Here is a 16,304-nt window from a genome sequence, read left to right as displayed (position 1 = left end):
GCGATGGACGACGGCCTGCGCTTCGCGATCCGCGAAGGCGGCCGTACCGTCGGCGCCGGCGTGGTGGCCAAGATCATCAAGTAAGCTACGTCGCCGCCGCTTCGGCGGCGGCATTCCCGACGCGGTCCGGCGCCTGCGCCAGCCGCGACGGACGCGAAGCCGGCGCCCGCGCCGGTTTCGCACAACCGGGCGGGAAGGGCAGGCGGCGCAGGCCGCCGTTGCCTTTTCGGGAAGCGCCCACAGAGTCATACGCCAGTAGCTCAATTGGCAGAGCAGCGGTCTCCAAAACCGCAGGTTGGGGGTTCGAGTCCCTCCTGGCGTGCCACCTCGGCGGTCTTCGGATGCCCGTCGACCCGAATACCTACCATCGAAGTCCACGCAGGGATGCAGGGCTTTTGCGAGGGACTCGCAAAACGTGAACAGCAAGGTCGTGCAAAACCGCGGCATGCAGGCCGGCACCTCCGCCGGCGACATCGCCAAGTACGTCGTCGCCCTGCTGCTGCTGGGCGCGGGCCTGTTCGGTTTCTACTGGTTCACGGGCTGGGCCACCGGCCTGCGCGCGCTGCTGGTCGTCGTGGGCGTCGTCGCCGGCGGCCTGCTGTTCGCGACCACGGCGCTGGGCGGCCGTACCCGCGAGTTCCTCTCCGAATCACGCTTCGAGCTGCGCAAAGTGGTCTGGCCGGCGCGCCAGGAAGCCCTGCGGACGACCTGGGTCGTCATGCTCGCCGTACTGATCATCAGCCTCCTGCTCGCCGGTTTCGACCTGGTGATCCAGGCGCTGGTCAAGCTTCTGCTGGGGCGTTGAAATGACGGAAATCAACAAGCGCTGGTTCGTGGTGCATGCCTATTCGGGCTTCGAGAAGTCCGTGGCGCAGGCACTGCGTGACCGCATCGTCCGCGAGGGCATGGAAGAGAAGTTCGGCGAAGTGCTGGTCCCGACCGAGGAGGTCGTGGAGATGCGCGCAGGCCAGAAGCGCCGTTCCGAGCGCAAGTTCTTCCCGGGCTACGTGCTCGTGCAGATCGCCGTGAACGACGAGAACGGCATCCCGCGCATCGACAGCGAGTGCTGGCACCTCATCAAGGAAACCCCGAAGGTGATGGGCTTCATCGGCGGTACCGCCGATCGCCCGCTGCCGATTTCGGATCGCGAAGCGGACCAGATCCTGCAGCGCGTTCAGGAAGGCGTCGAGAAGCCGCGTCCGAAGGTGCTGTTCGAACCGGGTGAGATGGTCCGGGTCATCGACGGCCCGTTCAACGACTTCAACGGCGTCGTCGAAGAGATCAACTACGAGAAGAGCCGCCTTCGCGTGGCCGTTCTCATCTTCGGTCGCTCCACCCCGGTCGAGCTCGAGTTCGGCCAGGTCGAGAAGGCCAAGTAATTCTTATCCGAGCCTGCTGCTCGGATAAGTGCCGCTGTTCATCCGGCCGTTCGGCCGGATAGCGCCGGCGGGGCGAAACCGGCGCGGCCGGTTTCGCGTTTCCAACCAGAGGAGGAGTCGGCGCGAACCGCTGACGTTCGAACTCCAGGAGAAAGATCGTGGCAAAGAAGGTTGTCGGTTACATCAAGCTGCAGGTGAAGGCCGGTCAGGCCAACCCCTCCCCGCCGGTCGGTCCGGCGCTCGGCCAGCGCGGCCTGAACATCATGGAGTTCTGCAAGGCGTTCAACGCCGCGACCTCCAAGCTCGAGCCGGGTCTGCCGACCCCGGTCATCATCACGGCCTACTCGGACCGCACCTTCACCTTCGTCACCAAGTCGACCCCGGCTACGGTGCTGCTGAAGAAGGCCGCCGGCATCCAGTCGGGCTCGAAGCGTCCGAACACCGAGAAGGTGGGCAAGGTCACCCGCGCCCAGCTCGAAGACATCGCCAAGCAGAAGGAACCCGACCTGACGGCGGCGGACCTGGATGCGGCAGTGAAGACCATCGCGGGCTCGGCCCGTTCGATGGGTCTCGTGGTGGAGGGCTGAGACCATGGCAATGAACAAGCGTCAGAAGGCCATCAAGGCCGCGGTCGTCCCGGGTAAGGCCTACGCCATCGAGGACGCCATCAACATCGTGAAGTCGGCTACCAAGGCCAAGTTCGTCGAGTCGATCGACGTGGCCGTGCGCCTCGGCGTCGATGCCAAGAAGTCCGACCAGCAGGTGCGCGGCTCGACCGTGCTGCCGGCGGGTACCGGCAAGACCGTTCGCGTCGCGGTGTTCGCGCCGGCCGGTGCGAAGGCCGACGAGGCCCTGGCAGCCGGTGCGGATGCGGTCGGCATGGACGATCTCGCCGAGCGCATGCAGGGCGGCGAGCTCAACTACGACGTCGTGATCGCGACGCCGGACGCCATGCGCGTGGTCGGTAAGCTCGGTACGGTGCTCGGCCCGCGCGGCCTGATGCCGAACCCGAAGGTCGGCACGGTTTCGGCCAACCCGGCTGAAGCGGTCAAGAACGCCAAGGGCGGCCAGGTGCGGTACCGCACCGACAAGGCGGGTATCATTCACTGCACGATCGGCAAGGCCGATTTCGACGCCGACAAGCTGAAGGACAACCTCCAGGCGCTGCTGCTCGACCTGATCAAGGCGAAGCCGGCCACCTCGAAGGGCCAGTACCTGCAGAAGGTCGCGATCAGCTCGACCATGGGTCCGGGCGTGGTCGTCGACCAGACGTCGCTCGCTCTGAAGTAAGTGTCAAAAGGCCGGTGGCTCGATGCCGCCGGCCGATTCTTTTGAAGGCACGGTCGCTTCCGCGGCCGTGGCCGTCAAAGACCGCAGGTGCGGTCAGCGCCGACCGGCGACGGGCAGGAAGCTCAATACGGCAACGGAAACGCCGTCGGTCGAAGCGGGACTGCTTAATCCACCGCCTGCGTAGATGGTGCCCTTCTGGAAATTCGTTTCTGGACGGCCACCACGGGATGCCCTCGCGGCGTCCCCGGTGCCAGGGACCCGGCGCCGCCCCGTCCCGCGACGGCTCTTGCCGATCGCGGAGTTCAATTGGAGGAGTGCAATGGCTCTCAAACTGTCCCAGAAGCAGGAAGTCGTCGCGGAGCTGGCGGAAATCGCCGGCAAGTCGCACTCCCTGGTCGCGGCCGAGTACGCGGGCACCACGGTCAGTCAGATGACCGCGATGCGCAAGAAGGCTCGCGAAACGGGTGTGTACCTCAAGGTCGTCAAGAACACGCTCGCGTCCCGCGCCGTCGAAGGCACGGACTTCGAGTGCGTCAAGGACGCCCTGGTCGGTCCGCTGCTGTACGCGTTCTCGCTCGAGGAGCCCGGCGCCGCCGGTCGCCTGATCAAGGATGCGTCCAAGGGCAACGACAAGCTCAAGGCGAAGGTCGTCTCGGTGGAAGGCAAGCTGCTGCCGGCCGCCCACGTGGACGTGCTCGCCTCGCTGCCGACCCGCGAACAGGCGCTGGCCATGCTGGCCCGCGTGCTGGCCGAGCCGGCCTCGATGTTCGCGCGCGCCGTCAAGGCCGTGGCCGACCAGCAGGGTGGCGGCGATGCCGCGCCGGCTGAAGAGGCTCCGGCGGAAGCCGAGCCGGCCTGATCGTCGACGTTCTTTCCCGAACCCGCTTTAGAAATCAATTTCCAGAGGTAATCCAAATGTCCGTTACCAACGAGCAGATCGTCGACGCCATCGCCACCAAGTCGCTGATGGAAGTCATGGACCTGGTCAAGGCCATCGAAGAGAAGTTCGGCGTCTCCGCCGCTGCTCCGGTCATGGCTGCCGGCCCGGCCGCCGCCGCGGCTCCGGTCGAAGAGCAGACCGAGTTCAACGTCATCCTGAAGTCGGCCGGCGACAAGAAGGTCGAGGTCATCAAGGCCGTCCGCGCCATCACGGGCCTGGGCCTGAAGGAAGCGAAGGACCTCACGGAGGCCGGTGGCACCGTGAAGGAAGGCGTGTCGAAGGACGACGCCGCGAAGATGAAGAAGGACCTGGAAGCTGCCGGCGCGACCGTCGAGGTCAAGTAAGCAGCTTTGCGTCGCCGGATTCCATCGGCGACCCACTGAAGGCTGGGGGCTTTTTGCCCCCGGCCTTCGGTCGTTGTAGACGGACCCGGTTTTTCGGAACGTTCCGACCGGCCCGCTGTCCAACGTCGCCCCGGTGGCGACACGACGACGAGGGCCTTGCGTTCCCCGGATCCAGCGGCAAAGAAACCCAACCGAGTTGGTAGTTGGAAGCAGCTTCAGAGGGCGTGCGGGTGCCGGCAATACCCGCGGCTTCCAACTGACAGTTCATTCAAATCGGGGATTCGGGATTCGGGATTGAGCATTCGCCAAGACACAGGTCCGGCCCAGGCGGCCGTGGCGAATTTCCAATCCCGAGTCCCGCATCCCGGCTTTTCAGAGGCAACTCCATGACGACGTACTCGTTCACCGAGAAAAAGCGCATCCGCAAGGATTTCGGCAAGCGCCGCGCAATCCTCGAAGTGCCCTTCCTGCTGGCCATCCAGGTCGACTCGTACCGCGAGTTCCTGCAGGAGAACACCGACCCCGCCAAGCGCGAGGACAAGGGCCTGCACGCCGCCCTGAAGTCGGTGTTCCCGATCGTCAGCTACAGCGGCAATGCCGCGCTGGAGTACGTGGGCTACAAGCTCGGCGAGCCGGCGTTCGACGAGCGCGAGTGCCGCACCCGTGGCATGAGCTATGGCGCCCCGCTGCGCGTGACCGTTCGCCTGGTGATCTACGACCGCGAGTCGTCGACCAAGGCGATCAAGTACGTGAAGGAGCAGGAGGTCTACATGGGCGAGATCCCGCTCATGACCGAGAACGGCACCTTCATCGTCAACGGCACCGAGCGCGTCATCGTTTCGCAGCTGCACCGCTCGCCGGGCGTGTTCTTCGACCACGATCGTGGCAAGACGCACAGCTCGGGCAAGCTGCTGTACAGCGCCCGCATCATTCCCTACCGCGGTTCGTGGCTGGACTTCGAGTTCGACCCGAAGGACGCGGTGTTCTGCCGCATCGACCGTCGCCGCAAGCTGCCGGTGACCATCCTGCTGCGCGCCCTCGGCTACAACAACGAGGAGATGCTGAAGCAGTTCTTCGACATCAATACCTTCCACATCCTCCCCGAGGGTGTGCAGCTGGAGCTGGTGCCGGAGCGCCTGCGTGGCGAAACGCTGGACTTCGATCTCTCTGATGGGGACAAGGTCATCGTCGAGGCGGGCCGTCGCGTCACCGCGCGTCACGTGCGCCAGCTCGAGCAGGCGGGTATCTCCGCGCTCGCCGTGCCGGACAGCTACCTCGTCGGCCGCATCCTGTCGCATGACGTCATGGATACGAAGACGGGCGAGCTGATCGCGAGCGCGAACGACGAGATCAACGACGGCCACCTGGAAGCGCTCCGCAAGGCCGGCATCGCCCAGGTGGGCACGCTGTGGGTCAACGACCTCGACCGCGGCCCGTACATCTCGAACACGCTGCGCATCGATCCGTCGAAGACGCAGCTCGAGGCGCTGGTCGAGATCTACCGCATGATGCGCCCGGGCGAGCCGCCGACCAAGGACGCCGCGCAGAACCTGTTCCACAACCTCTTCTTCACCTTCGAGCGCTACGACCTCTCGGGCGTGGGCCGCATGAAGTTCAACCGCCGCCTCGGTCGCAAGGAGACCGAAGGCGCGTCGGTGCTGTACGACGCGAAGTACTTCCAGGACCGCAAGGACGAGGAATCGGCGCGCCTGCGCGGCCTGTTCGGCGACTCGTCGGACATCCTCGACGTCATCCGCGTGCTGACCGAGATCCGCAACGGCCGTGGCGTGGTGGACGACATCGACCACCTCGGCAACCGCCGCGTGCGTTCGGTCGGCGAAATGGCCGAGAACACCTTCCGCGTGGGCCTGGTGCGCGTCGAGCGTGCGGTCAAGGAGCGCCTGTCGATGGCGGAGTCCGAAGGCCTCACGCCGCAGGAGCTCATCAACGCCAAGCCGGTGGCCGCCGCGATCAAGGAGTTCTTCGGCTCCTCGCAGCTGTCGCAGTTCATGGACCAGAACAATCCGCTGTCGGAAGTCACGCACAAGCGTCGCGTCTCGGCCCTCGGCCCGGGCGGTCTGACCCGCGAGCGCGCCGGCTTCGAGGTGCGCGACGTGCACCCGACGCACTACGGCCGCGTCTGCACCATCGAGACGCCGGAAGGCCCGAACATCGGCCTGATCAACTCGCTCGCCGTGTTCGCGCGCACCAACCGCTACGGCTTCCTCGAGACGCCGTACCGCCGCGTGGTCGACGGCAAGGTGACCGAGGAGATCGAGTTCCTCTCGGCCATCGAGGAGAACGAGTACGTCATCGCCCAGGCCAATGCGCCGCAGGACGAGAGCGGCAACATGACGGCGCAGTTCGTCGCCTGCCGTTACCAGGGCGAGTCGCTGCTGAAGCCGCCGAGCGAGGTCCACTTCATGGACGTCTCGCCGATGCAGACCGTGTCGGTCGCAGCCGCGCTGGTGCCGTTCCTCGAGCACGACGACGCGAACCGCGCGCTCATGGGCGCGAACATGCAGCGCCAGGCGGTGCCGACGCTGCGTGCGCAGAAGCCGCTGGTGGGCACGGGCATCGAGCGCGCCGTGGCGCGTGACTCGGGTGTCACGGTCAACGCGCGCCGTGGTGGCGTGATCGAGGCCATCGATGCCGCGCGAATCGTGGTCAAGGTCAGCGAGAACGAGGTCAACGAGGGCCTGGACGCCGGCGTCGACATCTACAACCTGATCAAGTACACGCGTTCGAACCAGAACACCTGCATCAACCAGCGTCCGCTGGTGAAGGTCGGTGATCGAATCGAGCGTGGCGACGTGCTGGCCGACGGTCCGTCGACCGACATCGGCGAGCTCGCGCTGGGCCAGAACATGCTGGTCGCGTTCATGCCGTGGAACGGCTACAACTTCGAGGACTCGATCCTGCTCTCCGAGCGCGTGGTCGAGGAGGATCGCTACACGACGATCCACATCGAAGAGCTCACCGTCCAGGCGCGCGACACCAAGCTGGGGCCGGAGGAAATCACCGCCGACATCCCGAACGTCTCCGAGCAGGCGCTCGGCCGACTCGACGAGTCGGGTGTGGTGTACATCGGTGCGGAAGTGCGGGCAGGCGACATCCTCGTCGGCAAGGTCACGCCGAAGGGCGAGAGCCAGCTGACGCCGGAAGAGAAGCTGCTCCGCGCGATCTTCGGCGAGAAGGCGTCCGACGTGAAGGACAGCTCGCTGCGCGTGCCGCCGGGCATGGACGGCGTCGTCATCGACGTGCAGGTCTTCACCCGCGACGGCATCGAGAAGGACAAGCGCGCGCGCCAGATCGAGGAACACGAGATCCGTCGCGTCAAGAAGGACTTCGACGACCAGTTCCGCATCCTCGAGGCGGCGATCTACGACCGCCTGCGCGGCCAGCTGCTCGGCAAGGTCGCCAATGGCGGCGCCGGGCTGAAGAAGGGTGACACGGTGACGAGCCTCGTGCTCGACAGCATCGCCAAGAAGGACTGGTTCACGCTGCGCATGAAGGACGAGGAGGCCGTCGAGGCCATCGAGCGCGCGCAGAAGCAGATCGAGGAGTACCAGAAGGAGTTCGAGCGCCGTTTCGCCGACAAGCGCGCGAAGATCACCCAGGGCGACGACCTCGCCCCGGGCGTACTCAAGATGGTCAAGGTGTTCCTGGCCGTTAAGCGCCGCATCCAGCCGGGCGACAAGATGGCGGGCCGCCACGGCAACAAGGGCGTCGTGTCGACGATCGTTCCGGTCGAGGACATGCCGTACACCGCCAGCGGCGAGACGGTCGACATCGTCCTGAACCCGCTGGGCGTGCCGTCGCGTATGAACATCGGCCAGATCCTCGAGGTGCACCTTGGCTGGGCCGCAAAGGGCCTGGGCAAGAAGATCGACCGCATGCTGCAGGCGCAGAACGCGGTGACCGAGCTGCGCGCGTTCCTCAACGACATCTACAACCACGACACGGGCGTGGTGGGTGAGCGCGTCGACCTGTCGCAGTTCTCCGACGAGGAGCTGATCCGCCTCGCCAAGAACCTGACCGACGGCGTGCCGATGGCGACCCCGGTCTTCGACGGCGCGGCGGAGTCCGAGATCAAGCGCATGCTCGAACTCGCGGACCTGCCATCGAGCGGCCAGACGGTGCTGCACGACGGTCGTACGGGCGAGGCGTTCGAGCGCCCGGTCACGATCGGCTACATGCACATGCTGAAGCTGAACCACTTGGTCGACGACAAGATGCACGCGCGTTCGACCGGCCCGTACTCGCTCGTCACCCAGCAGCCGCTGGGCGGCAAGGCGCAGTTCGGTGGCCAGCGCTTCGGCGAGATGGAAGTCTGGGCGCTGGAAGCCTACGGCGCGGCCTACACCCTGCAGGAAATGCTGACGGTGAAGTCCGACGACGTGCAGGGCCGCAACCAGATGTACAAGAACATCGTCGACGGCGACTACGAGATGGTCGCGGGCATGCCGGAGTCCTTCAACGTTCTCGTGAGGGAAATCCGCTCGCTGGCGATCAACATGGAGCTCGAGGAGCAGTGAGAAACGCGCGGCCGGCGCGACGTCCGCGCCGGCCTGCAGCACGCACATCTCTCTGCGAATCGCTCCCTAGGAGACTGAAATGAAAGACCTGCTCAACCTGTTCAACCAGCAGCGCACGACGATCGACTTCGACGCGATCAAGATCGGCCTGGCTTCGCCGGACCTGATCCGCTCCTGGTCGTACGGCGAAGTGAAGAAGCCCGAGACGATCAACTACCGCACGTTCAAGCCCGAGCGTGACGGCCTGTTCTGCTCGGCGATCTTCGGCCCGATCAAGGACTACGAGTGCCTGTGCGGCAAGTACAAGCGCATGAAGCATCGCGGCGTGGTCTGCGAGAAGTGCGGCACCGAAGTCACGCTGGCCAAGGTGCGCCGCGAGCGCATGGGCCACATCGACCTCGCCTCGCCGGTCGCCCACATCTGGTTCCTGAAGTCGCTTCCGTCGCGCATCGGCCTGATGCTCGACATGACGCTGCGCGACATCGAACGCATCCTGTACTTCGAAGCCTTCGTGGTGACGGAGCCGGGCCTGACGCCGATGGAGCGTGGCCAGCTGCTGACCGAGGAGCAGTTCCTGCAGGCGCGCCAGGAGCACGGTGACGACTTCGAGGCCGCGATGGGCGCCGAGGCCGTCTACGAGCTGCTGCGCACGATCGACCTGCAGACCGAGATGGTCCAGCTGCGCGAGGACATCGCCTCGACCGGTTCGGAAACCAAGCTCAAGCGCCTGACCAAGCGCATCAAGCTGATCGAGGCCTTCATCGAGTCCGGCAACCGCCCGGAGTGGATGGTCATGACCGTCCTGCCGGTGCTGCCGCCGGACCTGCGTCCGCTGGTCCCGCTGGACGGCGGCCGCTTCGCGACGTCGGACCTCAACGACCTGTACCGCCGCGTCATCAACCGCAACAACCGCCTGCGTCGCCTGCTCGAACTCAATGCGCCCGACATCATCGTGCGCAACGAGAAGCGCATGCTGCAGGAGTCGGTCGACGCGCTGATGGACAACGGCCGCCGCGGCCGCGCGATCACCGGCACCAACAAGCGCCCGCTCAAGTCGCTCGCCGACATGATCAAGGGCAAGCAGGGCCGCTTCCGCCAGAACCTGCTCGGCAAGCGCGTCGACTACTCGGGCCGTTCGGTCATCGTGGTCGGCCCGACGCTGCGCCTGCACGAGTGCGGCCTGCCGAAGAAGATGGCGCTCGAGCTGTTCAAGCCCTTCATCTTCTCCAAGCTGCAGCGCCGTGGCCTCGCCACGACGATCAAGGCCGCCAAGAAGCTCGTCGAGCGCGAAGAGCCGCAGGTCTGGGACATCCTCGAGGAGGTCATCCGCGAGCACCCGGTGCTGCTGAACCGCGCGCCGACGCTGCACCGCCTGGGCATCCAGGCGTTCGAGCCGGTCCTCATCGAAGGCAAGGCGATCCAGCTGCATCCGCTCGTGTGTACGGCGTTCAACGCCGACTTCGACGGTGACCAGATGGCCGTGCACGTGCCGCTCTCGCTGGAAGCCCAGCTGGAAGCGCGCGCGCTGATGATGGCGTCGAACAACATCCTGTCGCCGGCGAACGGCGAGCCGATCATCGTGCCGTCGCAGGACGTCGTGCTCGGCCTGTACTACATGACCCGCGCCCTCGAGAACAAGAAGGGCGAGGGCATGGCGTTCGCGAACGTCGCCGAGGTCAAGCGCGCGTACGACAACCGCGTCGTCGAGCTGCACGCCAAGGTCAAGGTGCGCATCACCGAGACGGTGATCGGCGAGGACGGCGAGCGCAGCAAGCGCACGTCGATCGTGGACACCACGGTCGGCCGCGCACTGCTGCAGGAAGTGCTGCCGGAAGGCCTGCCGTTCGAACTGGCCAACACCGAGCTGACCAAGAAGAACATCTCGCGCCTGATCAACAGCTGCTACCGCCAGCTGGGCCTCAAGGACACGGTGATCTTCGCCGACCAGCTGATGTACACCGGCTTCGCGTACGCAACGCGCGCCGGCGTGTCGATCGGCATCGACGACATGACCATCCCGGACGAGAAGAAGGCGATCCTCGCCGAGGCCGAGGCCGAGGTGCTGGAGATCCAGGAGCAGTACCAGTCGGGCCTGGTCACCGCCGGCGAGCGCTACAACAAGGTCGTCGACATCTGGTCGCGCACCAACGAGCGCGTCGCGAAGGCGATGATGGACGCGATCGGCACCGACACCGTGACCAACGCCAAGGGCGAGACGGTCCCGCAGAAGTCGATGAACTCGATCTACATCATGGCCGACTCGGGCGCGCGTGGTTCGCAGGCGCAGATCCGTCAGCTCGCCGGTATGCGCGGCCTCATGGCCAAGCCGGACGGCTCGATCATCGAAACGCCGATCACCGCGAACTTCCGCGAAGGCCTGAACGTCCTCCAGTACTTCATCTCGACCCACGGCGCCCGTAAGGGTCTCGCGGATACCGCGCTGAAGACGGCGAACTCGGGTTACCTGACCCGTCGACTCGTCGACGTGGCGCAGGACGTGGTCATCACCGAAACCGACTGCGGCACGCTCGAGGGTCTGATGATGACCCCGATCGTCGAAGGCGGCGACGTGGTCGAGCCGCTGCGCGAGCGCGTGCTGGGTCGCGTGGTGGCCGAGGACGTGTTCCTGCCGGGCAACGACGAGGATCCGATCGTCACCCGCAACACGCTGCTCGACGAAGCCTGGGTCGCCAAGCTCGAGGAGGCGTCGGTCCAGTCGATCAAGGTGCGTTCGACGATCACCTGCGAAACGCCGTTCGGTGTCTGCGCGTACTGCTACGGCCGCGACCTCGGCCGCGGCCACCTCGTCAACCACGGCGAGGCGGTGGGTGTCGTCGCGGCGCAGTCGATCGGCGAGCCGGGCACGCAGCTGACCATGCGTACGTTCCACATCGGTGGTGCGGCTTCGCGTGCGGCGGCGATCGACAATGTCACCGTGAAGACGACGGGTACGATCAAGTTCAACAACCTCAAGCACGTCGACCACGCCAACGGCCATCTCGTCGCGGTGTCGCGCTCGGGCGAACTGTCGGTGCTCGATTCGCATGGCCGCGAGCGCGAGCGCTACAAGCTGCCGTACGGCGCGACCATCACCGTGCGCGACGGCGCGGAGATCAAGGCGGGCCAGCAGGTCGCGAACTGGGATCCGCATAACCACCCGATCGTGTCGGAAGTGGCGGGCTTCATCCGCTTCATCGACTTCATCGATGGCGTCACCGTTATCCAGAAGACCGACGAGCTGACCGGCCTCGCGTCGAGCGAGATCACCGATCCGAAGCGTCGCGGCACGCAGGCGAAGGATCTGCGCCCGATCGTCCGCATCGTCGATGCGAACGGCAAGGACCTGCAGATCCCGGGCACGGACCTGCCGGCGCAGTACATGCTGCCGCCGCGCTCGATCGTGAACCTGCAGGACGGCGCCCCGGTGGGCGTGGGCGACGTCGTCGCGAAGATCCCGCAGGAAGCGTCGAAGACCCGCGACATCACTGGTGGTCTGCCGCGCGTCGCCGACCTGTTCGAGGCGCGCAAGCCGAAGGATCCGGCGATCCTCGCCGAGCGTTCGGGCATCGTCTCGTTCGGCAAGGACACCAAGGGCAAGCAGCGCCTGATCATCAAGGACGCCGACGGTAGCGAGCACGAGGAGCTGATCCCGAAGTACCGCCAAATCATCGTGTTCGAGGGCGAACACGTGGAGAAGGGCGAGACGATCGTGGACGGCGAGCCGAACCCGCAGGACATCCTGCGTCTGCTCGGCGTCGAGCCGCTGGCCGTTTACCTGACCAAGGAAATCCAGGACGTCTACCGCCTGCAGGGCGTCAAGATCAACGACAAGCACATCGAGGTGATCGTTCGCCAGATGCTGCGCAAGGTCGAGATCAGCGACGCCGGCGACGGCAAGTTCCTGGCCGGTGAGCAGGTCGAGCGCCAGCGCGTCATCGAGGAGAACCAGCGCCTCACGACGCGCAACGAGATCCCGGTGAAGTACGAGCCGGTACTGCTCGGCATTACCAAGGCCTCGCTGGCGACCGAGTCGTTCATCTCGGCGGCCTCGTTCCAGGAGACCACCCGCGTGCTCACCGAGGCGGCCGTCCGCGGCACCCGCGACACGCTGCGCGGCCTCAAGGAGAACGTGATCGTCGGTCGCCTGATCCCGGCGGGTACCGGCCTGGCGTACCACAGCCAGCGCCGCAAGAACGCCAGCGGCCTGACCGACGCCGAGCTGGAAACGCTCGTCGCCCCGGTCGGTGGCGAGGAGGCTCCGGCCGCCGAGGCCGAAGCGGCCGGCGGCGAGGAAGAGTGATGGCAGGGGCCGGCTTGCCCACGGGCGGGCCGGCCCTGCTATACTCCGCCAGCTAAGTAATACCCGGGCAGCCCAAGGCCGCCCCAGATCACCAAATGAGGTCGCAGGGAGCGCCTCGTGTTGGGCCCAGGAAGGGCGGGATCTTCGCAGTGCGCACGCCTCGTTCGGGGCGGCTGCCGCATTGCACGAGTCAAGCCCGTGTCCGGCCGGTAAGGCTGCACGCGGGCTGGGCTTTTTTTCGTCCAGGCTGGCTCTCGGGTCGGCCTTCCGTTTACCACGGGCTTCACGGCCCACACGAAGAGCTCCAGATGGCGACCATCAATCAGCTGGTGCGCAAGCCGCGCAGCCCTGAAACCTACAAGAGCACGTCTCCCGCGCTGCAGAACTGCCCGCAGCGTCGCGGCGTCTGCACCCGCGTGTACACCACGACCCCGAAGAAGCCGAACTCGGCGCTCCGCAAGGTCGCCAAGGTGCGCCTGACCAACGGTTACGAGGTCATCTCGGGTCGTGCTGATCCGCGGCGGTCGCGTCAAGGACCTCCCGGGCGTGCGCTACCACACCGTGCGTGGCTCGCTCGACGCCGCCGGTGTCGCCAAGCGCCGCCAGGCCCGCTCCAAGTACGGCGCCAAGCGTCCGAAGTCCTGATTCGACAGGCGCACAGCGCCGTCGCCTGATACGAGAGGTACACGCCAATGTCGCGTAAAGGTTCCACCCCGCAGCGCTCGGTCCTGCCCGATCCCAAGCACGGGAGCGAGACGATCGCCCGCTTCATCAACATGGTCATGCAGAGCGGCAAGAAGTCGGTCGCCGAGAAGATCGTCTATGGCGCGATGGACGTCATCGGCCAGAAGAATCCGAACGCTCTCGAACTCGTCGAGAAGGCCCTGACCAACGTCGCTCCGGCGGTCGAGGTCAAGAGCCGTCGCGTCGGCGGCGCCACCTACCAGGTGCCGGTCGAAGTGCGCGCTTCGCGTCGTTCGGCCCTCGCCATGCGCTGGCTGATCGATTCGGCCCGCAAGCGCGGCGAGAACTCGATGCCGCGCAAGCTCGCCGGCGAGCTGCTCGACGCCAGCGAGAACCGCGGCGGCGCCATCAAGAAGCGTGAAGAGACGCATCGCATGGCCGAGGCCAACAAGGCCTTCGCGCATTACCGCTGGTGATCCAGCGCTCCAAGCGCTGACAGGGCGGCCGTAGGTCGCCCTTCCACCGGAGGCCGCCTTCAGGGCGGCGTCCGGCCATTTGAGAATCCGAAAACTTACGAGAGGGTCCCGTGGCTCGCACCACTCCCATCGAGCGTTACCGCAACTTCGGCATCATGGCCCACATCGATGCCGGCAAGACCACCACGTCGGAACGCATCCTGTTCTACACCGGCGTCAGCCACAAGATCGGCGAAGTGCACGAAGGTGCCGCGACGATGGACTGGATGGAGCAGGAGCAGGAGCGCGGCATCACCATCACGTCGGCCGCGACGACCGCGTTCTGGAAGGGCATGGACAAGTCCATGCCTGAGCACCGCTTCAACATCATCGACACCCCCGGCCACGTCGACTTCACCATCGAAGTCGAGCGTTCGCTGCGCGTGCTCGACGGTGCGGTGTTCGTCCTGTGCGCCGTCGGCGGCGTGCAGCCGCAGTCGGAGACGGTGTGGCGCCAGGCCAACAAGTACGCCGTGCCGCGCATGGCGTTCGTCAACAAGATGGACCGCACCGGTGCCAACTTCGACAAGGTCGTCGAGCAGCTGAAGTCGCGCCTGGGTGCGTACCCGGTGCCGATGCAGGTGCCGGTCGGCGCCGAAGACAACTTCGAAGGCGTCATCGACCTGCTCAAGATGAAGGCGATCCACTGGGATACGGCTTCGCAGGGCACGAAGTTCGAGTACGGCGACATCCCGGCGCATCTGCAGGCCAAGTCCGAAGAAGCCCGCGGCTTCATGGTCGAGGCCGCCGCCGAGGCGTCCGAAGAGCTGATGGACAAGTACCTCAACGAGGGCGATCTGTCCGAGGCCGAGATCATCCAGGGCCTGCGCGAGCGCACCCTGCGCGTGGAGATCGTTCCGGTCTTCTGCGGCACGGCGTTCAAGAACAAGGGCGTCCAGGCGATGCTCGACGGCGTCATCAACCTGCTGCCGTCGCCGGCCGACCGCCCGCCGGTGCAGGGCATCGACGAGGACGAGAAGGAAGACAGCCGCAAGGCGTCGGACACCGAGCCGTTCTCGGCGCTCGCCTTCAAGATCATGACCGACCCGTACGTCGGCGCCCTGACGTTCTTCCGCGTCTACTCGGGCGTGCTGAACTCGGGCGACCAGGTCTTCAACCCCGTCAAGGGCAAGAAGGAGCGCGTGGGCCGCATCCTGCAGATGCACGCCAACCAGCGCGAGGAGATCAAGGAAGTCCGCGCCGGCGACATCGCCGCCGCCGTCGGCCTGAAGGATGTCACCACGGGTGACACCCTCTGCGCCCAGGACGCCGTGATCACGCTCGAGCGCATGACGTTCCCGGAGCCCGTCATCTCGATGGCGGTGGAGCCGAAGTCGAAGTCGGACCAGGAAAAGATGGGCATCGCGCTGGGCCGCCTGGCCCAGGAAGATCCCTCGTTCCGCGTCCGCACCGACGAGGAATCCGGCCAGACGATCATCTCGGGCATGGGCGAGCTGCACCTCGACATCCTCGTCGACCGCATGAAGCGCGAGTTCAACGTGGAAGCGAACGTCGGCAAGCCGCAGGTCGCCTACCGCGAGACCATCCGCAAGGCGGTCAAGGCCGAAGGCAAGTTCGTGCGCCAGTCGGGCGGTAAGGGTCAGTTCGGCCACGTGTGGCTGGAGATCTCGCCGAACGAGCAGGGCAAGGGCTACGAGTTCGAGAACGCCATCGTGGGCGGCGTCGTGCCGAAGGAGTACATCCCCGCGGTCGACAAGGGCATCCAGGAAGCGGTGGCCAATGGCATCATGGCCGGCTACCCGATCGTGGACGTCAAGGTCCGCCTGGTCGACGGCTCGTACCACGAGGTCGACTCGTCCGAAATGGCGTTCAAGATCGCCGGCTCGATGGGCTTCAAGGAAGGCTTCAACAAGGCCTCGCCGGTCCTGCTCGAGCCGATCATGAAGGTCGAGATCGTCACCCCCGAGGATTACCTCGGTGACGTGATGGGCGACGTGAGCCGTCGTCGCGGCATCCTGCAGGGCCAGGACGACAGCCCGTCGGGCAAGATCATCAACGCGATGATCCCGCTGGGCGAGATGTTCGGCTACGCGACGTCGCTGCGTTCGATGTCGCAGGGCCGCGCGACGTTCACGATGGAGTTCGACCACTACGCGGAAGCGCCGGCGAACATCGCCGAATCCGTGGTCAAGAAGAACTGACGAAACCAACTGCCCCGGGCGCGAGCCCGGGGCACCGGATCAACTGAAACCTGAGGTAATTGCAATGGCGAAGGGTAAGTTCGAGCGCACCAAGCCCCACGTGAACGTGGGCACGATCGGTCACGTGGACCACGGCAAGACGACGCTGACGG

At 65.9% G+C, this 16,304-nt stretch carries 12 protein-coding genes, 1 tRNA gene and 1 pseudogene; all 14 read left to right on the top strand.

Features of this window, described 5'->3' with window-relative positions:
* The coding region (locus tag IE066_RS14685; protein WP_484484274.1) for an EF-Tu C-terminal domain-related protein at positions 1-84 on the top strand (84 nt) is incomplete at its 5' end.
* A gap of 165 nt (positions 85-249) precedes the next feature.
* A tRNA-Trp gene (locus IE066_RS14680) sits at positions 250-325 on the top strand.
* Between the two features lie 90 nt (positions 326-415).
* A complete protein-coding gene (gene secE, locus IE066_RS14675) occupies positions 416-805 on the top strand; it encodes a preprotein translocase subunit SecE (RefSeq protein ID WP_189451281.1) in 390 nt (129 codons plus the stop codon).
* 1 nt (position 806) lies between these two features.
* Positions 807-1,379 carry a transcription termination/antitermination protein NusG gene (gene nusG, locus IE066_RS14670; RefSeq protein ID WP_189451280.1) on the top strand — a complete coding sequence of 191 codons (573 nt, stop codon included), beginning with the start codon at positions 807-809 and terminating at the stop codon, positions 1,377-1,379.
* Positions 1,380-1,537: 158 nt separating this feature from the next.
* Positions 1,538-1,966, top strand: a complete 429-nt coding sequence (gene rplK / locus IE066_RS14665) for a 50S ribosomal protein L11 (protein ID WP_189451279.1) — start codon at positions 1,538-1,540, stop codon at positions 1,964-1,966.
* Positions 1,967-1,970: 4 nt separating this feature from the next.
* Positions 1,971-2,669, top strand: a complete 699-nt coding sequence (gene rplA, locus IE066_RS14660; RefSeq protein WP_189451278.1) for a 50S ribosomal protein L1 — start codon at positions 1,971-1,973, stop codon at positions 2,667-2,669.
* A gap of 319 nt (positions 2,670-2,988) precedes the next feature.
* Positions 2,989-3,528, top strand: a complete 540-nt coding sequence (gene rplJ / locus IE066_RS14655; protein WP_189451277.1) for a 50S ribosomal protein L10 — start codon at positions 2,989-2,991, stop codon at positions 3,526-3,528.
* Positions 3,529-3,584: 56 nt separating this feature from the next.
* The gene (gene rplL / locus IE066_RS14650) at positions 3,585-3,953 is read left to right on the top strand and encodes a 50S ribosomal protein L7/L12 (RefSeq protein ID WP_115647031.1); all 369 of its coding nucleotides are present in this window, start codon (positions 3,585-3,587) and stop codon (positions 3,951-3,953) included.
* 386 nt (positions 3,954-4,339) lie between these two features.
* Positions 4,340-8,491, top strand: coding sequence for a DNA-directed RNA polymerase subunit beta (gene rpoB / locus IE066_RS14645; protein WP_189451276.1), 4,152 nt, complete (start codon positions 4,340-4,342; stop codon positions 8,489-8,491).
* A gap of 79 nt (positions 8,492-8,570) precedes the next feature.
* Positions 8,571-12,791, top strand: a complete 4,221-nt coding sequence (gene rpoC, locus IE066_RS14640; RefSeq protein WP_189451275.1) for a DNA-directed RNA polymerase subunit beta' — start codon at positions 8,571-8,573, stop codon at positions 12,789-12,791.
* Positions 12,792-13,099: 308 nt separating this feature from the next.
* Positions 13,100-13,436, top strand: a pseudogene (gene rpsL, locus IE066_RS14635) (30S ribosomal protein S12).
* A gap of 47 nt (positions 13,437-13,483) precedes the next feature.
* On the top strand, positions 13,484-13,951 hold the full coding sequence (rpsG, locus tag IE066_RS14630; protein WP_189451274.1) for a 30S ribosomal protein S7: 468 nt from the start codon (positions 13,484-13,486) through the stop codon (positions 13,949-13,951).
* A 110-nt stretch (positions 13,952-14,061) separates the two neighbouring features.
* Positions 14,062-16,152, top strand: coding sequence for an elongation factor G (fusA, locus tag IE066_RS14625; protein WP_189451273.1), 2,091 nt, complete (start codon positions 14,062-14,064; stop codon positions 16,150-16,152).
* A 64-nt stretch (positions 16,153-16,216) separates the two neighbouring features.
* Positions 16,217-16,304: GTP-binding protein (locus IE066_RS14620; RefSeq protein WP_033473206.1), on the top strand; the 88-nt coding region annotated here is incomplete at its 3' end.

The sequence above is a fragment of the Cognatilysobacter xinjiangensis genome, assembly GCF_014651995.1.
Taxonomy (GTDB): domain Bacteria; phylum Pseudomonadota; class Gammaproteobacteria; order Xanthomonadales; family Xanthomonadaceae; genus Cognatilysobacter; species Cognatilysobacter xinjiangensis.
Note: the sequence above shows the minus strand (reverse complement) of the source record. Positions and strands in the feature narration are given on the sequence as shown.